Source organism: Streptomyces sp. NPDC001816, from assembly GCF_042892235.1.
Classification (GTDB): domain Bacteria; phylum Actinomycetota; class Actinomycetes; order Streptomycetales; family Streptomycetaceae; genus Streptomyces.
The window spans coordinates 1,147,279-1,167,501 of record NZ_JBIATY010000001.1 but is presented as its reverse complement, the minus strand read 5'-3'; the positions used below and the strand labels follow the sequence as shown (position 1 = coordinate 1,167,501).

11 protein-coding genes are annotated in these 20,223 nt (G+C 68.3%); 2 read left to right on the top strand and 9 right to left on the bottom strand.

The window, feature by feature from the left end:
* The first annotated feature begins 23 nt into the window (after window positions 1-23).
* On the top strand, window positions 24-608 hold the full coding sequence (locus tag ACFYZZ_RS05285; RefSeq protein WP_389172049.1) for an ATP-binding protein: 585 nt from the start codon (window positions 24-26) through the stop codon (window positions 606-608).
* Here the strand turns inward: ACFYZZ_RS05285 and pglX are convergent.
* The 3 genes from pglX to ACFYZZ_RS05270 form a co-directional block, all read right to left on the bottom strand.
* The gene (pglX, locus tag ACFYZZ_RS05280) at window positions 535-4,167 is read right to left on the bottom strand and encodes a BREX-2 system adenine-specific DNA-methyltransferase PglX (RefSeq protein WP_389171745.1); all 3,633 of its coding nucleotides are present in this window, start codon (window positions 4,165-4,167) and stop codon (window positions 535-537) included. The two genes, ACFYZZ_RS05285 and pglX, sit on opposite strands and share 74 nt — an antisense overlap.
* Complete coding sequence (gene pglW, locus ACFYZZ_RS05275) at window positions 4,164-8,837, bottom strand: BREX system serine/threonine kinase PglW (RefSeq protein WP_389171742.1); 4,674 nt, start codon at window positions 8,835-8,837, stop codon at window positions 4,164-4,166. Before pglW ends, pglX begins: the two co-directional genes overlap by 4 nt.
* A gap of 216 nt (window positions 8,838-9,053) precedes the next feature.
* Window positions 9,054-9,641 (bottom strand): hypothetical protein, encoded by a 588-nt coding sequence (locus ACFYZZ_RS05270; protein ID WP_389171739.1) that lies wholly within the window; start codon window positions 9,639-9,641, stop codon window positions 9,054-9,056.
* Window positions 9,642-10,106: 465 nt separating this feature from the next.
* Here ACFYZZ_RS05270 and ACFYZZ_RS05265 point away from each other — a divergent pair, with 465 nt between their 5' ends.
* Window positions 10,107-10,235, top strand: coding sequence for a DUF6408 family protein (locus tag ACFYZZ_RS05265; protein ID WP_389171737.1), 129 nt, complete (start codon window positions 10,107-10,109; stop codon window positions 10,233-10,235).
* Window positions 10,236-10,289: 54 nt separating this feature from the next.
* On the opposite strand, the gene ACFYZZ_RS05260 is transcribed toward ACFYZZ_RS05265, so the two are convergent.
* The 6 genes from ACFYZZ_RS05260 to ACFYZZ_RS05235 form a co-directional block, all read right to left on the bottom strand.
* The gene (locus ACFYZZ_RS05260; protein WP_389172047.1) at window positions 10,290-12,404 is read right to left on the bottom strand and encodes a DUF2075 domain-containing protein; all 2,115 of its coding nucleotides are present in this window, start codon (window positions 12,402-12,404) and stop codon (window positions 10,290-10,292) included.
* Window positions 12,405-12,614: 210 nt separating this feature from the next.
* Window positions 12,615-14,501, bottom strand: coding sequence for a DNA/RNA helicase domain-containing protein (locus tag ACFYZZ_RS05255; protein WP_389171734.1), 1,887 nt, complete (start codon window positions 14,499-14,501; stop codon window positions 12,615-12,617).
* A gap of 460 nt (window positions 14,502-14,961) precedes the next feature.
* Window positions 14,962-16,785, bottom strand: a complete 1,824-nt coding sequence (locus tag ACFYZZ_RS05250) for an adenylyl cyclase (protein WP_389171731.1) — start codon at window positions 16,783-16,785, stop codon at window positions 14,962-14,964.
* A gap of 195 nt (window positions 16,786-16,980) precedes the next feature.
* Window positions 16,981-18,345, bottom strand: coding sequence for a GH1 family beta-glucosidase (locus ACFYZZ_RS05245; RefSeq protein ID WP_389171728.1), 1,365 nt, complete (start codon window positions 18,343-18,345; stop codon window positions 16,981-16,983).
* Window positions 18,346-18,374: 29 nt separating this feature from the next.
* The gene (locus ACFYZZ_RS05240) at window positions 18,375-19,214 is read right to left on the bottom strand and encodes a carbohydrate ABC transporter permease (RefSeq protein ID WP_386576343.1); all 840 of its coding nucleotides are present in this window, start codon (window positions 19,212-19,214) and stop codon (window positions 18,375-18,377) included.
* 22 nt (window positions 19,215-19,236) lie between these two features.
* Window positions 19,237-20,223 carry a carbohydrate ABC transporter permease gene (locus tag ACFYZZ_RS05235; protein ID WP_386575982.1) on the bottom strand — a complete coding sequence of 329 codons (987 nt, stop codon included), beginning with the start codon at window positions 20,221-20,223 and terminating at the stop codon, window positions 19,237-19,239.

Sequence of the window (20,223 nt, the reverse complement as noted above, 5' to 3'; positions counted from 1 at the left end):
CAGCAACTCCCCCGAACGGGCATATGCCACAGCACCCCGCACCCGAACGCGAGTTCACCATGCGCTTCACCTCAACGCCGCGCGGCGCCCGCCTCGCCCGCCGACTCGTCTCGCACCGCCTCAACGACTGGGGCCACCCCTACACGACCCCGGTCAACGAGACGCTCACCCTCATCACGGCCGAACTCAGCGCCAACGCCGTACGCCACGGTCACGTCCCCGGCCGGGACTTTCACGTTCAACTCACCCTGGCCGAGGGCACCTTCCGCATCGAGGTGACCGACACCCGCGACGAGAAGCAACCCTCGCCCACTCCCGCGGCCCCGGACCCCCTGTCCGAGTCCGGCCGCGGGTTGCTCCTCGTGGCTTCCCTCGCGGACGACTGGGGCGTCACCCCTCGCCCGGCCGCCCCCGGCAAGACCGTATGGGCGCAGTTGCGCGTACCGACCGGCGGTCACGCATACGCCCACCCGGGGATCTCTGATCCGGCAGACTCGGCGTCGGCGCAGGAGCACAACACCGAGTCGATTCCGGCTACTTCTTCACTGCCGCGCGACGGCCTCGGGTCGCGGCCGGGGGTCGCCAGGCGCGCAGGTCGTCGTCGGTGAGTCCGTGCTCGCCCTGCTTCTGCTGGCGGTAACCGGCGAAGAAGTCCGCCGGGGAGCCGCTGTAGAGCATGTCGAACTCGTTGTGCCACTGGGACAGCCAGGGCTGGAGCTCCAGCAGGCCGGCGAGGAACGGCGTGATCTCCTCAGTGGACAGCGCGGTGTTGGTGAAGTACGTCGCCAACGCCTGCGCCTGCTCGCGGTGGTCCCAGCCGGCCCATCCGTACAGCTCGGGGGTGGCCGCGTTGGTCTGCCCGTAGGAGATGAACCGCTCCTTGGGCACGTCGAGCTTGCCGCGCGCCTTCCAGTAGGAGGCGCGGAGGAAGTCGGCCGAGGTGTACTTCGGCGGCACGGGGATGGAGTCCCGAATCTTCCGCTTGGCCGGCTCGTCAGGTGCGGCGTCCTCCTTGCGCTGGAGGTCCCACACCTCCTCCCAGTCGGCGCGCTTCTTCAGCCCGGAGGGCTTGTAGCGCAGGGCGGAGAGGAACGGCACGTGCTCGTCGGTGATCAGCTCAGCGACGACCTTCGCGAGTTCCTTGCGGGGGGCGTAAAGCTTGGCGACAGAGACGAAGTCCTCGTCGCGCGAGAGGGCGTCGGTGAGGCGGGCCAGGGTGAGGATGGTGGGCTGCCCGTTCTCGTCGAACCAGAGGTCGCGGTTCTCCATGCGGTCCAGCAACCAGGAGCGGAGGGCCTTCTCCTGGAGGGCGTCCCAACCCTCGGTGGCCCAGCGACGCTTGTACTCGGGCCGCTCGACCATGCCAATGGCGCGGTTCGACTCGATGGCGTCGATGCGCTTCTGGACGATCTCGCGGTACGGGGCGGGCCAGTGGACAGGGATCTCCGTGATGGGCGTGGAGTTGTGCCGCTTGAACCACTCGTCACTGGCCTCGCCTGCGGCTACGCGGCGCGCGAGGACGATCTCGAACGCACGCTCACCGAGGGCGAGTTCGGGGATGTTGGAATCCTCGGGGTCCTCAGAGACGCGAAGGTCTTCGGAGTGGAGGCCGTAGAGAGAGTAAACCTGCCAGTCCAACTCCTCTTGGAGGGCGATCATGCGGGCACGGGTGGACTCCCAGCGGGCCTTTGCCTTCCGCATGACGCCGACCGCAGGTGTGACTTCTACACCCACGGCTCTGGGACTGGTGGCGGCTAGCCGCTGAGCCAAGCTGTCCAGCGCTGGACCGAGCGCCGTGGGGTATTCAGCTGGGAGGGGGAATGCCTGCACCTTCGTGCTGGCGAACTCAAAGGAATTCTTCCAAGCCTCGCTTCCCATAGCCGCGTATCCTGCGTCGACTCGAGCTCCACCACCCTCGCCCTTGTTGTGAGAGACCTGCTGAAGCCAGAAGCAAGCCGTGGAGCTATTGAGCACCCCGAGCAGCCGCTGGTGCTCTTCCTCGCTTGCCCCCTCTCGGAGTTTGATCACTGGGGCAGTCTGCTTAAATACCTTGCCGCCACGGTCCAAGGTGAAGTGGTTGTGAGTAGACACAAATGGAAAGGTGATCGACAGCGGAGTTCGGTAACGATCCGCCACCCAGCGATACCAAGCCCACCAGGGTTTGCCAAGATCTTGCTGCGTGAGCCCACCGAAATCGGTGGTCGATCGCAGATGGCTGCGAACAGCCCAGAGTAGCCGCGCCCATCCATCGTTCTCGTCATACGCGAGGGGTTTGAGTTGCACATCATACGGAGTGATGGCGCTCTCCACGCAGTGTGTATCCCAGTCACGGACGACCTCACCAACGATGAGCGGCCTGGTGACATCCACGCTAACCCTCCGTCGACGCAAGGCAGATGGAGTGCTAATGAACGCTTCGTCCTGACCAGGGAAGCTCGCAAAGCCGATGTCCCGTGAGAGAAGGGATTCAAGCTTCGAGGCCGCCTGCTCTTCGATCATCCTATTCAGCTCCTGGCCCCCATCTGCCAAAATCCAGGGCTGCTTACCGAAGTAGCGCTGACGATCCAGGTCGTCGACGGAAACCCACTGACTAACGGATCCTGGTTTATCGATCTGATCAAGAATCGCTTGCCAGACCAGCCCGTCCTCACCCCTCCCTGGGGCTGAGGGCTCACCCTGCACGCCTCGCACAGTACGGATCGTCTCCGAGCGCGCATTCCCCCCACGGCGCTTGCCGATGAGGATGACGGTCGGCGTGCCATGCCCAGGGATATAAGCCCCCGAGGTGTCGACGACCTCTGTCAGCTCAACCTCGTGTCCGAAGAACGTCTCGATCAGCCTCGTACCAAACTCCCTCTTCATGAAGGAGTTCGCGGTAATCTGCCCGACCATGCCGCAGCCAGGCTCCTCGGAATCTTCGCGCTTGGCCAGATCGAAGAACCGTTGTGCGAAAGGAACCGACAGTGCGTACTTGCCTGCGCACGCGTCGTACAACTCCCGGTACAGTGCGTTGAGGTTCTTGTCCTTCACCGTGATGTATGGCGGGTTCCCCACTACCACGTGATAGCGACCTTGCTGCAAGATGCCGGAGTGCTCAGGCACGTCCTCCGTCGTGTAGGAGAACTCCGCCAGCTCGTCCTCGCCATCAAGACCATCGAAGAGACCAAGCTGCCGAGCCTTGATAAGCGAGTCCCCCACCGCCAAATGAACCGGCCACTCGTACTTCGCCGCCTCCGCCAGCGTCCGCACCCCACTGGCCGCCATGGCCGCAACCAGGAGCCGGAATCGAGCAATGGCCACCGCGAACGGGTTGATGTCCACGCCGTGCACCGCGTCCAGCGCTTCCCGCACCCGCTCGTGCACGTCCTTACCCGGCAGCCCCTCAGCCCACAGCCGCACGAGCCGCCGAAACGCCCCCAGCACAAAGTGCCCCGACCCACACGTGGGGTCGATCATCTTCAGTTTTTCGTACCCGAACTCCCGCACCGCCGGGTTCATCGTCCGGTCGAGGATGAACTCCTCCACGAACTCCGGCGTCTGGAGCAGCGCGTACGTCTTCCGTGCGGCCTCGCTCAGGTCCTGGTACAGGTCGCCCAGGAACCGCGTGTCCCAGCCCTCCGTGCCGTCCTCGTTCAGCGGGTCGGTGAAGTCGTGGACGAGGACGCCCGCCTCGTCGCGCTGGCGCCAGAACTCGACCAGTTCGCGCGCACCGTCGTGCGAAAGCGGGATCTGATACAGCGGGTTGTGCCGCTTGTCGAAGAGCAGGCGACCCGCCTGCCCCTGGCCCAGCTCGTCGAACGCCTTCTCCAGCCACCCCCGGTACGTCGGGTTGTCGTCCGACTCCACGTACGCGTCGTACCGCGACTCCGCCAGCTCGCGCCGGTCCCCGTCCGGTCCCGTGAGGTACGGCTCCGGGATCAGCCGGTTGTCCTCACAGAACCGTACGAAGACCGTGCCCAGCACCCACGCCACCGCGACCTGCGTGACCCGCTCGTCCAGCCACGAGTTCCACGTCGCCGCCGTACGCCCCAGCTTGCGCGCCTGGTCGTATTCGGCCCGCAGCCGCACGCCCACCTCACCGAGGGCCTTCACCTGCTTGCCCAGGTCGGCCTCGACCGCCTTGACCTGCTGCTTCAGGTCGTCCAACAGAGCCTTGCGGTCGATCACTTCGCGTCTCCCTCGACACTACTTGCCACAACCTGACCGGACCCGCGGTGGGCGTTGCCCACCCACGTGTCCGGAAGCTGGATCCACTCCCCCAGGCCGGCCTGGTACGGCACGGCCACTTGCCCGAGCCTCGGCTCGCGCGACGGGTCGCTCTGCGGGACCAGGAGCCACAGCCCCCGCCCGCCCCGCCGGGCCGCCGACGCCAGCCGGTCCAGGACGCCCATCGCGTCGTACCGGGCGAACACCCCGGCCTCCGTCAGCAGCACAGGACCCGCACCGCCGCCACCGTTGCCCAGCAGCTCCACGATCCGGGGCTCGACCGAGCCCCACGCCGTGCGCGCGTACTCCGCGAACCGCACCGCGCCCTTCGAGCCCGGCTCGGCGGCGTCCGCCTTGAGCAGGGTCTCCCAGGTCGGCTTGGTGCCCGGAGTGACCTGCCCGTGCAGGGCCTCAAGGAACAGCTCGGTCACCGACAGGGCCTGTGCGCCCAGCCGTTCGGCGCCCAGTTCCCGTACCGCGTCGCGCACGAGCTGCTGCCGTACGGTCAGCACCCGGTACCCGTCCCGGCGGGCCGAAGCGAGCAGCCGTTCCTCCGCGCGGACGGCGCCCGCGAGCTGCGGGTCGTCCGCGTACCGCGTCACCGCACCCGTACGCGTCGACTGCCGCCACGCACCCGTCGTGAGGTAGCTGGAGGCGTCGTCCACCCGCGTCGGCAGGTAGCGCAGGGTGCCCGTGTCCTCGCGCGTGCTCAGCGACAGCTCGAAGCCGGCGTCGCGCAGCGCCTTGGTGAGCGGGCCGCCGGTCGGCAGTTCGTGCGTCGTGCCGCCGCGCCCGTCCGGGACGACCAGCTCGGGGAAGCGGGCGCGGACCCGCTCGTGCACGTCCTCGCCGGTCAGGCCGGGCTGCCGGCCCTCCGGAACGCCCGGGATCCAGCGGACGAGGCCGGCCTGGGTGAGGCGCAGCGCCCGGACGAGCGACAGGTCGCGCGGGTAGATCTCCAGGCGCGGAGTGGCGGCGGCGTTCACCGACGCGGCAGCGGCCAGCTCCACCATGCGGCGCTCGTCCCAGTCGACGGTGCCGGGCGGAACCGTCAGGGCGCCCAGTTCGGCCAGGACGGTCGCGGCTGTCGGCAGGGTGTCCAGCCTGGCGAGCCGGTCGGCCGTCTTGCCGAGCCGGGTCGCGTAGTCGAGCAGGCCGGGTGCGGTGGGGGTGTCCGGGGCGTCATTCTCGCGCACGTCGAGGGCGAGCAGGCCGGCGCCCAGCGACTCGTCGGTCGCCTTGCGGTTGGGCTGGTGCTGGAACTCGGCTTCCTGCGGCACCAGTTGCTCGACCTCGACGACGGCTCGCACCGCCGCGAGGGCCATCGCGCGCCGCTGCTCGCGTCCGGCCAGGTGCGTGCCGCGCCGGACCGCGAGGGCGTCCGCGATCTCCACGGCGGAGGCCACGCGCCCCATGCTCACAAGCAGGTCGATGATCTCGTCCCGCAGTGCCTGGACGGCGGGCTCCGCGTTCCAGCGCTTGCGCTCCTCCTTGAGCATCTGCGGGATGCGGCCGTGGCTGAGGCCGAGCGCGTCGGCGACGTCCTTCTGCTTCGGCCAGACGCCGATGCCCGGCAGGACGCCGTGCTCGTCGGGCAGGCGCAGCAGCAGCCGCACCATCTCCGCCTTGTTGCGGTTGGAACCGTTGTTGTTGACGGCCGGCACGAAGACGGTGGCGAGGGTGTCGAGGCTGACCGAGCGCAGGGTGCGGGCGGACAGCGCGCCCGCCGACTCGCCCGTCGCGAGCTTTCCGACAAGGGCCGACTCGGCGGCGGTGAGCTGCTCCAGCTCCTCCTTCGCCTCCGCCCGACCCTTCGGCGTGAGCGGCGAGACGGGGATCTCGCGCAGCCGCTCACCCCATTCCCTCTGCCGCTGCTGGACCTCGTTGCGGGTCTTGGCGCCGAGGCCGGGGGCGTTGACGAGCTTGCGGCGGCTGTAGTCGAGGAGTTCACCGACCGTCGTGAGGCCCAGGCCGTAGAGGAAGGACTGGGCGGCGGGCGTGAGGCCGGAGACAGTCAGCGGGGTGTCGCGGGTGACCTCGGCGGCGAGGCGGTCCCGCTGCTGCTCGGCGGTCTCCGGCTCGGCGTCCGCGATGGCCGCGGCGGCGCCTTCGGCGGGTGCGGTCCCGTCGGCGGGGGCCGCCTGGCGGGTGCGGTGGCTGGAGGGGACGGTCTGCGAGGCGTCGAGGAAGACCTTGCGCCAGGCGTCCCGCATCGGCTTGAGCTCGGGGAACCGCTTGCTCGCGTCGCGGTGCAGGGCCTTCTGGAAGAAGGCGACGAGCCCGTCCCGCACGGCCGGGTCGAAGGCCTCGGCCGCGATGGTCGGGTACGGCCACTCCTTGGGGTCGGTCATGCGCGGCAGGACGCTGCCGTCGCCCCACTTGGGCAGCTCGCCTGAGGCCATCTGGTGCAGGGTGACGGCGACTGCGTACCGCTCGGCGTGGGAGTCGTAGGAGCCGCGCGTGATGACGTCGACGAAGGGGTCCAGGTAGCCCTCGGTGCCCGCGTCGGTGTTCTTCGCCGGATAGCCGGCCAGCGAGAAGTCGATGAGGACGAGTTCGCGAGTGCGGTTGGGGCGGATGCGGACGGCGATGTTGTCGGGCTTGATGTCGCGGTGCCAGACGCCCTCACCCTCGAGGAAGTCGACGGCGCCGAAGAGGTAGTCGCCGTACGCCTCCAGCTGGTCGACCTGGAGGCGGCCGTGCTCGCGGAGCTGGCGGGCGACAGTCTCCTCGCGGCGGCGCGGGCCGACCGCGCCCTCGGCGGTCTGGCCGCTGTCGTCGCGCTCGTCGCCGACGTACTCCAGCGCCAGGACGGTGCGGCCGCCGATGTGCAGCGGCTCAGGCTCGACGAGGCGGATGATGCGGGAGTCGGGGCGCAGGCGGCCCATGACCTCGGCCTCGCGGATGAGGATTTCGCCCCGGCTGTCGGAGAGGGCGACCTTCAGCACGGCCAGCGGACGGGTCTTGCGGGCCTCCGCCTCCAGGTCGCGCACGAGGAAGGCGCGGCTGGTGGAGCCGGTACCGAGACGGCGGCGGACCTCCCAACGGCCCGCGAGTACGTCGCCGGCGACGGCCTCCAGCGGGTCCTTGTCGGCCCTCGCCCCGGTCGCCTCCTCGGCCTGCCCGTCGAGAGCCGCGGCAGGGGCGGTGAGGGAGTCCTCGACGACCTCCAGCAGCTCCAGGAACTCGTCGACGCTGGAGAGGCGCTGACCGGGCCGGTAGGCGGTGGCGGCCTGCACCAGCTCGTCCACGTCCTCGGACAGGCCGTCCACCAGGGAGCTGGGGCGCAGGCCCTCCCCCGCCTCCAGACGGGCCAGCAGCTCGGCCTGGCTGGCCGCCGGGGCCCTGCCGGTGACCAGCAGATAGGTGAGGACGCCTAGCCCGTAGACGTCGAGATAGACCGGGTCGGGGTGGAGGGCGGTGAGTTCCGGGGCGAGATAGGCGTCGGCGTCGTCGCTCAAGTGCATGGCGGACAGGGCGGTCGGCGCGAACCGTGTCATGCCCTGGCCCTGCGAGGAGTCGCCGCTGCGCTGCGTGGCGATCTGCCAGTCGGAGATCTGCAGCTGCGGGCTGAGCCAGGCAGCTTCCTCCCCGACGGCCTGCCCCTTCCGGCCGCGCGGACGGGGGACGACGTGGACGGAGCGGGCGGCGAGCGCACGGTGGTGGATGCGGCTGGCGTGCGCGGAGCGCATCGTCTCGGCGAGCTGGCGTACCAGTGCCATCCGGCCGAGGATGTCCAGCTTCTCGCCGTACTGGACCAGGTACTCGTCCAGCTTCAGGGTGTCCGGGTGGTAGTCGAAGATCAGCGCGGGGCCTGCGGCGTGCCCGGAGGGGAAGTACTGCTTGAGCTGGACGACTCCGGGGTGCTTGAACCGGCCGAGCACCGCGGCCTCGCGCCGGGCGGCGTTCTCGACGGACTGGCGGATGGATGCGTCGGAACCGCGCTCACTTAGGTAGATGCGCACGCGCGCGGCCTCGGGCAGGTCGCTGTGGCGTGCGAGGTAGTCCGCCCAGGTGGGCCCGGAGTCGAAGGACTTACGCTCCAGCTCGTACGGGCCGACCTTGTACTGGGCGTCGCTCTTGCGGATGCCGATGCTCTTCAGGGCCGCCGCGATCTCGCGCGAGCCGATCGCTGTGATACGACGCCGCTCGTCAGCCGGGGGCTGCTTGAGCATGTCGACCAGCTCGTCGACGGTGTACACGCCGTTCTGGTCGTGGGCGGGCAGTCGCACACGGAGGCTGTTGTCGGTGAAGCAGACGGCCTCGGCGACCCAGACGCGCTTGGCGCCGGTCTGGGCGAGCAGGCCGGCCAGCTCCTTGGCCTTGCGGTTGACCAGGTGCAGCGGGTTGCCGTGCGTGCGGCGGTGGCCACTGGGCGTGGTCTGTACCCAGGTCCCGTTCTCGGAGGTGACCGAGCCGTGCCAGTCCTTGAGCTCGATCATGCAGAGGCCGCCGGGGGCGACGACCAGCAGGTCGACCTCGCGGACGTGGCCGGTGTTCGCGGTGAAGGTGAAGTTCGACCAGGCACGCCAGGGGTCGGAGTCCGGCAGCTTCTGACGGATCGCCTCCAGGCCGCGGCGTTCGTGCTCGAACTCGGACTCGGTGACCGTGACCCACCGGCCTTCCCGCATGCCTCTTCCCCGCTCCTCGTGTCGCTCCAGGGCCACCGTCACCCGTGGTCAGACCCTGCAGGCAGATCTTAGTGGCTGTATGTGCCATGAGAAGAGTCCGTGAAGGACGGGACTATAGGACATACGGCCCGCACGACAAGAAGGCCCCGTACCGCATCACGCCGCGACAGACGACAGGGCTTAATCAGTCCATGACAGATGCAGACAAAGCCCCCGTCAGGTGGCGTTGTAAGCCAGTTCAGCCAGGGAAAGCGCCTGTTTCAGGGTGCTTTCATCATGGATTTGGATGTTCACCCTGTATTGGTAGTTTCCCTTGGTGAGCGGATAGGAGTTCAGCGCCAGCTCCGCGATCTCGTCGCTGTACTGCAGACGGAAATTGATCACGCCCGTCGACGGGAAGGCGTACACGAAGCCGCCGTACTGGCTGCCCTTGCGGCGGAGCCGGAGGTAACCCGTGTAGTCCAGCGGATCGCCCTCCTGCCACGTCTTGCGCTTGATGCCGTGGACTCCCACGCTTTCCCAGGACGCGGCCTCCGTCATGAAGTCGAGGAACTGCTGAGCAGCGGGGTTGAAGGCGAGCTGCGCCTTCACCGTGCTCTGGCCCTCCTCCGCAACCCCCGGCACGTCACCCTCGACGAGCCATCCGAAGTCGACTTCGTCATCACTCTCGGGATCGACGACCACCCGAGGTGCCCGGCGAACGGTGTCGACCGTTCCGGACTGCGGCTGGACAAGCTGACGGATCACCTCGGACGCGTCGAGCTCCTGCGGCGTGCCCTCAACGCAGACGTATGTCAGCTTCACGGGTCCCCTCCCTTGTTCGAACCGTGCTCTACCGGTCAGGCCTCGGCCGTGAACGTCACAAACCAGACCCAGCCGTCCTGGCCCACGGCGAAGTGCGGACGCCCACTCCAGCAATGCCCGGAGACCTTCGAATGCAGAGCCTGGACCGCAGTGTGGCATAGCGCAGTTGGATTCCGGTGTGATCGGTCGTCATGAGGCCGCCTTCGGCTGACTCAGCGTTCGGACCAGGTCATAGGCTCTGGGCCGCGTGCATGTCCACGACCGGAGGACCGTACAACTGTGCGTGAAGTAAAGTGACTTGTGCTGCGCATCCTCCCGGAGGGGTACGAGTGCGGAGTTCATGTGTCTCTCTGCGGCATGTGAGCAGTGGTGGTGAATCGCCGTACGCGTGCGTGCGGTGTGTGAGCGGATGCCCGGTGGGCCGTCCCCCCACCATTCCTGCTCACCACCGAGGAGTGGTCACTCATGGCTCCGGTCGAGTACCAGCCTGCGCGTTACGCCCGGTTCCGCAAGATCCTGGCGGACGTCGCCATCAATGTGGTCGCCAACGTGTTGGTGGCCGCCATGATGTCGGCAGCACACCTGCTTTTCTGAGGCAGGCCTGTGGCGGGCTCCCGGGGGCCCGCCACTCCGCTGCGAGCCGAGGGCTCAGAACAACGTCATCTCGTTCTTCCGCTTCGCTCTGTTCCGCGCCCGCCGCGCCCTGCGGCCCCGCGCACCCCCGACGTGCCGAACGATCCTCAGATCGGGCGGGATGGACTCCTGGGTCGGTCGGAGCCCGTGCACATCGGTCTCCCCGACCAGTTCCCTGAGGTGGCGCCGGGTCTCCTCGTCGGTGGAGTAGAGCACGGTCGCCCGGCTCGCCCTGGTCAGCAGGACGTGGTAGGCGTGGCGAACGCAACGGGCGAAGGCATCGTCGTCGAGGGTGCTCGTGCGTACCTTCGGATCGAGCGATCCCGGTTTCGCCACCCGCATCACCCCGGCGTCCGGGTCCTTGCGCTGCCTTCCTCTCTGGAACACCCAGCGGTCGGTGCGCCAGACCATGTCGTCGCCCATGATCACCCCGCACCAGTCCCACTCGAGCCCCTGCGCGGTGTAGACACAGCCGATCTGTCCGATACCGGCGTCATGCACGGGCCAGATCCTCGACGGCGGCTCGCCGTTGGCGCAGAAGGACTCGCTCGAAGCGTTCCACGGGCGGTGCCAGTCACCTATGCGCACGTCGTTCTCGAGGTTCTTGCCCTTGTCCGGTTTGCTCCAGGGCCAGCAGTATCCCGCCACCATCCGGGCGGTCGCACCGGCCTCGAACTCGGTGCGGACGATGTGCTCCATCTGGTCGGGCGTGTCGACGACCTCAATGTGCATGAGTCCGTCCGGGACCCACTCGTACGCCTCCCGCGGTGAGACACCAAGCAGTGCACGGACCCAGCGGATGTAGGCGTCACTGCCTCCGCACCTGTACTGCTCCACCAGACGGTAGTGGCGGAAGACGGCATCATGCCGTCGCGCGGCGTCCTCGATGAGTTCTGCCGTGCCCACCTCGTACGGGCGCACGGTCTGAGCCCCGTCGAGGAAGAACACGGTCAGGCGGGACGCCTCGATGAGTTCGTCCACTTGCGGCTTGGTACCACGCTTCTCCGCGGGCAGCCGCCAGTGCGCGGTCCTGTCCCGCAGCCGGTGCGCCTCGTCGCAGATCAGCACGTCCAGCGGTGACTCCGGTGGGTTCACGAAGTTGCTGAAGTACGCGAAGCGCTGCCGGAACTCGGTTTCGGTGTATCCGACGTTCTCCTTGATCGCGGCGTTGAAGGCCCGCGATCCGCTCGCGTACTTCACCGTTCGGCCGGCGGCTTCGAGGTCCGCTCGCAGTTGCAGTCCGATCGCGCTCTTGCCGGTGCCGGCTCCACCGGTGACCAGGAAGACCGCACGCTGCGGACGAGGGACGAGCGCCTCCTGGTCCGGGGCGTCCAGGATCAGTTCCGAAGCCTCGAGCACATCGTCGGCGACCTTCTTCTGCCGACCTCTCAGGGTGAAGACCGTGTCCTCACCATTCGACTTGACCATGGCGTCGAGCAGCGGCGTGTTCCGGAGGTTCATCCGGTGCAGGATGTACTCGGCCGCCGAGTAGTCGTCCTCATCGGTGAAGTGGCACCGCAGATCCTTGAGAAGCCTGGCCCGGGTGTCGCTCGTGTACGTGCGGGCGTAAGGCCCCGTGGGTGCGTCGACGCCGAGCAGTGGCCGGACGGACTCGTCCGTCGCGTTGTGCAGGTAGGCGAATCCACCGCATTCGAACTGTAATCCGTTGAGCGGGCCGGCAGGGCCGGTGAACAGCGCGTGGTACTCACCGAGCTGGACGGCAGGATGGGGGACGGGCTCCTCGATCCCCGGCACGTAGACGAGATCAGCCGTCGCGGCCTCCACCCTCGTCACCGACGACCATTGCTTCAGCTCGACGAGCTGCACGGAGAGGGTTCCTTCCGCGGGGTGCCTGCCCACGAGGACCACATCGATCTGACCGTGTGTTGCCGCTGCCCCTTCGGCCGAGTCCACGGTGGGCGAACACTCGACGATCATCTCGACGTTGCCGCGTCCGGCAGCGACCAGGTCTTCCGCCAGCGAGACGAGGCTGCGCGCCCACGCCGAGCGCTCACCGTCGGAGGACTCGCCTCGTTGGAAGTGCACCCAGCGGGCCGCGAGGTGGGGCACCAGGCGGCGCCGTGCGTTAAGAGCGAGCAGGTCCCGTGCCGCCAATCGCAGCAGGAGCATGGACACGAGGAGAATCCCCCAGAGCACGAGTGACTCGTGCGGGTGGGGGCGTGTCCATGCAGGAAGCCCGTCGGGCCGCAACCGGTATCGAGGATCTTAGGCACGCACTGGCTCGGCCCGGCAACGAGGAACAGAAATCGGCCTGTTCAGGCAAACCGCGCGGCTTGATCACGTCATGTCCGGAGGAGCCAGCCCTGTAGGTGGGAGAGGTCAGGCCAAAGCCAGGTCCCGCTTCGAACCTCCCACGAGTTGACGCAACTTCTCCCGCGTCTCCGGGTCCGTCGAGTAGACGATCGTGCCGACCATGCCTCGTGTCAGCAGCACCTTGTAGGTGTTGCGGATCAGGCGGTCCACGTCGGCGTCCGGGGCGGACTTCTTGAACACCGGGTCCTTGGATGCGGTGCGGTCCGTGATCCAACGGTCGCCGCGCCACACCAGATCGGGGCCGATGATGACGCCGGACCAGTCGTACTCGAAGCCCTGGGCGGTGTAGACACAGCCGACCTGGCCGAATCCGGCCGGGTCGGTGGCCCACAGCGCGGCCGGGGGTGCGCCTGAGACCGAGCGATCCCCTCGCAGGTTCCAGGGGCGTGCCCAGTCGCCGATGACGACATCGAGCGCGAGCGGGGTGCCGGGCTTGGGCTCCGGGGACCAGCGCCAGCAGTAGCCGGCGGACATGCGGGCGCCGTAGCCCTGGGCACGGCGGGCTTCGAGGAACGCCTCCATCTCCTGCGGGCTCTCGGCGACCAGCAGTTGCATGCGATCGTCGGGTTCCCAGACGACCGGCCCGCCGGGTTCGAGGCCGAGGAGCCGGACGACCCAGCGCAGGTAGGCGTCGCTGCCGCCGCAGCGGAACTGGCTGTCCAGCGGGACGACATGGCAGGGGATGTCCCGCTTGGCGGCTGCCGCTTTGATGTCGGCCACGGTGCCCGTCTCGCCCGGCCGCACGACCTGATGCTCGTCGAGGAGAAAAACGGGTACATGCGCGACGTCGATGAGTTCATCGATCTGCGCCCTGCCGGTGCGGTGCTCGGCACGCGTGTAGCGGTTGGCCGACGTCTCCCGGATGCGGTGAGCCTCGTCGCAGATCAGGACATCGAGGCTGTTCTTCTCGGCTGTCATGAAGCTGTTGAAGTACTTGAACAGGTCCTGGACCTCCCGCTTGCGGGATCCGGCGACCTTCCTCATCGTCTTGGTGAACGACTGGGAGCCGGTGGCGTGCAGGGCCGGCATCCCCCGTCGGTACAGCTCGCCGAGCAGTTGGAGAGCGATCACGCTCTTGCCGGTGCCGGGGCCGCCGGTCACGACGACGATCTCCTTGCGGTCGGCACGTTTGGCCTTCTCCACCGCGTTGAGCACCATTCGGTAGGCGACCTGCTGCTCGTCGAGGAGCACGAACTGCTGGCGTTCACGCACCTCCTCGGCGGCCACGGACATGAGCTGCTTCGACGGCACCGTGGCACCCGAGAGCAGTTCATCCGCCGCTCGGGCGCCGGAATGCCTGTCGCTCAGCTTCGAACGGAGATGGTCGAGGAATTCGCCGCGGCGCTGTCCCGTGAACAGAAGTCCGCGGCCGTCACACTCGATCTCCCGCAGGCCGGCCACGTCGAACTCCGTGGCGTTGTGCAGGAAGGCCACTCCGCTGACCCGGTGTCCGTGTCCGGCCACCGCGCCGTTGAAGTTGACCAGGTAGTCGCAGTAGCGGCGCACTTGCTCGATGGGGTTGAGGACGGGGTGGGTGTAGCGCTCTACGTGGCACAGCGTGGGATCGTCCTCGTGGGGCAGGACCTCGCTCCACTGCTTCAGTTCCACCACGACGTACGACGGTTCCCCGGTGGAGGGGTGCACGCCTGCGAGGACCACGTCGGCGCGCTTGCTGTTCAGCGGGAGGGCGTACTCCAGCATCACCTCGACGTCGCCCAGTCCCGCGTCGTTGAGCGCGGCGGCCAGGACGGGAATACTGCGCTCCCAGGAGCGCGCCTCCGAGGGGCCGGGCCGGTAGCCGTGCATGTGGACGAACTGGTCGGTGAGGTGAAGGAACAGCGAACCGTCGAGCGCCATGATGGCGACCGTTTTCGCGGACGCGCGGAACAGCAAGAACTTCCCCCAGGCAGCACGAAGTAGCTCGTGCGGGTGGGGGCATGTCCTTCGAGACTCCACCGAGGTAGAGCGGAAGCCCGTCGGGCCGCTATGACGATGTGATCAAGAATACCTGGCTACCCTCTGGTGGGGGCGGTGATCGGCCTTCGTGCGATGTCGGCTCCTCAGCTCTTCTGCTCCACCCGAACGCAATCCACCTCACCCCCCATCCGCCGTGCCGCCGTTGGGATACGTCTGGCGGGTGCCGATGTTGCCCTCGGCCGAGTAGCCGGGGCCGTTCGCCTTCCCCACCTGCCCGCCCACACCTCGGAGGACGACCCGCGCGACGGCGCGCGCGGTCTCCTCCTGGCCGGGGCCCTGACCGACCGCTGGGGGTGGAGTCTCCGCGCCGACGGTGGGCCCGGCAAGACGGTGTGGGCGGAGTGTGCCGTGGGAGCCGCAGCGCCTGCGGGTGAGGTCAGACCACCCCGACGCCGTTCGAGTACGACTTCATGTAGTAGGTTCCGAAGCCGTTTTCGACGGGGTCGCCCGTGTTGTTGATGCAGTGCAGGATGCCGCCGCCGCCCGGACCGTTGAGGCAGACGGTCATCAGCGAGGTGAAGACGACGCCTGGGGTGTCGGGGACCTCGTAGGCGCGGTCGGTGTAGATGTTCGCGTTGAGGTTGAAGTAGGCGTAGCTGCCCAGGCCCCACGCGTGGTGGTCGGTGACGTGGTCGCCGACCTTGTAGGCGGCGAAGCCGTTGGTGCTGCCGTGCTTCCAGGCCGACTGCGTGCAGACGTCGTAGGGGTGCTCGTTCTGGAAGAAGTAGGTGCGTCCGTGGTTGCCGTTCCAGAGCACCTCGTAGTTCTGGTGGTGCTCGACGAAGAGGCCGTAGGCGGTGACCCGGTCGCCGTTGACGAGAAAGCCGACGCCCGCGGGGTTGACCGCCCAGCCGACCGTGCCGTCGAGGCCGTGGTCGGCACGCCAGGCCCAGACGTGGTCGACGATCACGTCGTTGCTGTCGATCTGGATGCCGACCTCGGTGCCGCCAGGGACGGCGCCGCCGATGCGTGGGAAGACGTCGAAGAGCGCGGTGGGCTGGTGCGCGTGGCTTCTTCGGGTGTGGCCGTCGCCGACGCGCAGCAGCACGCGGGAGCGGGCGGAGGCGGCCTCGAGGATCACGCCGGCCACGGAGACGTCGCCGATATCGGCGACGTCGATGAGCGAGTTGCTCTTGACGGCCTGAAGGGTGGCCAGGCCAAGGCCGAGAACGACGGTGCCGGGCCGGGAGATTCGCAGCGGCGCGGACAGCGCGTAGATGCCCGGGGTGAGCAGGAGGTGCTTGCCGCGCGCGAGGGCCGCGTTGATGCTCGCGGCGGAGTCGCCCGGCCGCGCGACGTGGAACTCGGTCAGCGGGATGCTGTGGCCGGCGACCGGCCCGTCGGCCCAGGAGGTGCCGCTGCTGTTGCGGCGCAGCGCGGGCACGAAGACGTGGTACGCCCCGTGGCGGTCCACGGTCAGGAAGGGCTTCTCCCGGACCACCGGGGTGCGATCCACGGTCGTGTAGGGCGGGGTCGGGAAGGACGTGGCGGGTGCGCCCTCGACGCCGACGAAGACCATGTTCCAGTTGGCGTCGGTCCAGCTGCCGATGGTGTCGTTGCGCGACAGCCACTGCTGCTGCGAGCCCGAGTTGATCTGGCCGTCCACGACGCTGTCGGCCAGGAAGCCGCCACTGGACCACCCGTTGCCGGGCGGGCTCGGCATGAGGATCATGTCGCCCTTGACGTGGACGCGGCGCATCGGCGCGGCCTGGGCAACGGCCCAACGATCCAGCCCGTCCGGCGGCACGACGGTCAGGTTCTCGGCGGCCCGCCAGAAGTCCTGGGTGCCGTTGCCGCCGAACCACTGGGCGTCGACGGTCACATGACCGTTGATCACGACGTCCTCGGGGCTGGCGCCGAGCCCCAGCACGTGGGTGTAGAAGCCGACGTTGATCTCGACGTTGTACGTGCCCGGCTTGAACGCCAGGGCGTACCGCTCGGTGCCGAACTGGTTGGACTCCTGGACGGCGAACACAGCGTCTATCTGCGCCTGTATCGCCGCGTCGCCCATGGAGGTGTCGAAGACCAGGACGTTCGGCCCCAGACCGGCCGTCCCATGGCCGGCAGCGCCGTGGTCGCCCGAGCCGACGGCGGAGGCGGGGGACGACGCGAAGGCGGATCCTGCGGTTGCGCCGGCCAGCGGCACCGCTGCGGCGGCGGCCGCCGCTCCGCGGAGCAGGGCGCGACGAGAGGGAATCACGGACACGGCTCTCCTAAAACGTGGTGGGTAAACGGGACCGCGGCTGGTCCCCGAAACGCGAGAGAGCGCTCTCGGCCGCGGAGTGAATCATCGCCGGTATGCAGCGTCAATAAGTCCGCACCAAGAAGAGGTCGCCCTTAATCGCGCCAGGGGCACAGGCTCCCGCTCCCGTGCCCCCAGCCGTCCGGGCCGGGCTCAGGCGGCCCGGATTCCTTGGCCTCGGTGGATGCGGATGATGTCCGCGTACCGGTGGCCGCTGCCCTTGATGGTGCGGGTCTGGGTGGGGTAGTCGACGTGGACGAGGCCGAAGCGCTTGTCGTAGCCGTACGCCCACTCGAAGTTGTCCAGCAGCGACCAGGCGAAGTAGCCGGCCAGCGGGGCACCCTTGCGGGTTGCCGAGGCGCAGGCGGCGAGGTGTTGCTCCAGGTAGTCCTGGCGCTCGGGGTCGTCGACGGTGCCGTAGGGGCGGACCACGTCCGGGAAGGCCGAGCCGTTCTCGGTGACGTAGATCTTCCGTGCGCCGTACTCCTCGGTGAGGCGCAGCAGCAGTGTCTCGATGCCGCTCGCGTCTATCTCCCAGTCCATGCCGGTGCGCGGGACGTCCGGGCGGCGCACGGAGCGGACGCGGGGGGCGGGGCCGTCGGGGTCGTCGGCGACGTACGCCGGGAAGTAGTAGTTCAGGCCGAGCCAGTCCAGCGGGGCCGCGATCGTCTCCAGATCACCGGCGGCGATGGGCAGTTCGACGCCGTACGTCTCGACCATGTCGGTCGGGAAGCCGCGGCCGTGGACCGGGTCGAGCCACCAGCGGTTGACGTGGCCGTCGTGGCGGCGGGCGGCGGCGTGGTCCTCGGGGCGGTCGGTGGCCGGGTGCACGGTGGAGAGGTTGTTGACGATGCCGATCCGGGTGTCGGGGGCTGCGGCACGGACGGCCTGGGTGGCGAGGCCGTGGCCGAGGAGCAGGTGGTAGGAGGCGCGTACGGCTGCGGTCAGGTCCGTCCAGCCGGGGGCCATCGTGCCTTCCAGGTGACCGATCCACGCCGAGCAGCTCGGCTCGTTGAGGGTCGCCCAGAGCTTGACGCGGTCGCCGAGGCGTTCTGCGACCGTGGAGGCGTACTCCGCGAACGCGAAGGCCGTCTCCCGCTCCGGCCAGCCGCCGCGGTCCTGGAGCACCTGCGGCAGGTCCCAGTGGTAGAGGGTGACGGAGGGGGTGATGCCCGCCTCCAGCAGGGCGTCCACCAACTCGTCGTAGAAGGCCAGGCCCTTGGGGTTGACGGGGCCGTCGCCGCCGGGGATCACACGTGGCCAGGCGACGGACAACCGGTAGGCGTTGGTGCCGAGTTGCCGCATCAGGTCGAGGTCCTCGCGCCAGCGGTGGTAATGGTCGCACGCGACGTCGCCGTTGTCGTCGTTCGCGATCTTCCCCGGGGTGTGCGAGAAGGTGTCCCAGATCGACGGTGTACGGCCGTCCTCGGCGACGGCCCCCTCGATCTGGTACGCCGCTGTGGCCGTGCCCCACAGGAAGTCGTTCGGGAGTGCGGCGAGGTCGATGCGTTCGGACACGGAAGTCCCTTCGGAGTGCAAGGTGTTGGTCACTTGACGGCGCCTGCCGTCAGACCGGCGACGAGATAGCGCTGGAGGAGGAGGAAGCCGGCCACCACCGGCACGCTGACGACCAGCGATGCGGCCATGATCTGGTTCCAGTACACGTTGTTGAGGGTCGAGTAGCCCTGGAGGCCGACGGCGAGGGTGCGGGTGGTGTCGTTGGTCATGACGGACGCGAAGAGCACCTCTCCCCACGCGGTCATGAAGGCGTACACGGCGACCGCGACGATGCCGGGGATCGCGGCCGGCACGACGATCCTGAGCAGCGCGCCGAGCGGGCCGCAGCCGTCCACCAGCGCCGCCTCGTCCAGGTCGCGCGGCACCGAGTCGAAGTAGCCGATCAACATCCAGATCGAGAACGGGAGCGAGAAGGTGAGGTACGTCAGGATCAGGCCGCCGCGGGAGCCGAACAGGGCGATGCCGGTGGCGTTGCCGATGTTGACGTAGATCAGGAAGAGAGGGAGGAGGAAGAGGATTCCCGGGAACATCTGCGTCGACAGGACCGTCACCGTGAAGACCCGCTTGCCGCGGAATTCGTAGCGGCTGACGGCGTAGGCGGCGAACACGGCGATGACAACCGAGCAGATGGTCGCCGCGCCCGCCACGATCAGCGAGTTCACGAAGTACTTGGCGAGCGGGATCGTCGACCAGATGTCGATGTACGGCCGGACGGTCAGCCCGCTGGGCAGCCAGCGGAACTTGCCCGTGACGTCCGCGAGCGGCTTCAGCGAGCTGGAGACCATCACGTACACCGGCAGCAGCACGAAGCCGGTGAGCAGGGTGAGGAAGATCCGCCGGGACCACAGGAACGAACGGGGCGGCGCCATCGGGGAGTCGGACATCGGGGAGTCAGACATCGGCGGCCCTCCGTCCGCGCGAGGTGAACAGGAGGTACAGGCCCGTCACGACCAGCAGGAACAGCAGGAGCAGGACGGACATGGCGGAGCCGGTGCCGAAGTTCCAGGTGACGAAGGACGCCTGGTAGATGTGCACCGAGATGAGGTCGGCGGCCTCGGGGGCGGCCTTGCCGAACATCACGTACGGCGTGTTGAAGTCGTTGAACGTCCAGAGGAACAGGACCAGGATCAGCACCTGGTTGACCGGGCGCAGGGACGGCAGGGTGATGCGGCGGATCTGCTGCCACATCCCGGCGCCGTCCAGTGCGGCCGCCTCGTACAGCTCGCGCGGGATGTTCTGCAGCCCGGCCATCACGATGAGGAAGGCGAACGGCCAGCCCTTCCACACGGACACGGTCAGCAGGGCGTAGAAGCTGTTGTCGCCGATCAGCCAGAAGGAGGGCTTGTCGGTGAGGTGCAGCTGGTCGTGCAGAACGTGGTTCACCAGGCCGTTGTCGTGCTGGAACATGAACACCCAGGTGATGACGGCCGCGTAGACGGGCAGCGCGTACGGCACCAGGAACAGGGCGCGCAGCAGACCGCGGCCGCGGAAGGTGTCCTGCATGAAGATCGCGGCGGCGGTGCCGATCAGCCAGCACAGGCCGACCGACAGCAGGGTGAAGCCGACGGTGACGAGGAACGAGTGCAGCAGCGCCTCGCCCACGGGTGCGTCGAAGTCCACCGACAGCTTGTAGTTGCCGAGGCCGGACCAGGGGGCGGTCCCCCAGTCGCGGATGTAGAACTGGGTGAGTTCCTTGAAGCTCATCACGATGCCGATGACCATCGGCACCAGGTGGACGAGGAGTTCGAGGAGCAGGGCGGGCAGGAGCAGCAGGTAGGGCAGTCCGATGCGGCGGATCCGCCCGGCGCGGCGGCGGTGTTCGCGCGCCGCGCCGGGTGAGGTCTCGTGCACCGGCTCTTTCAGAGCGGTGGTGGTCAT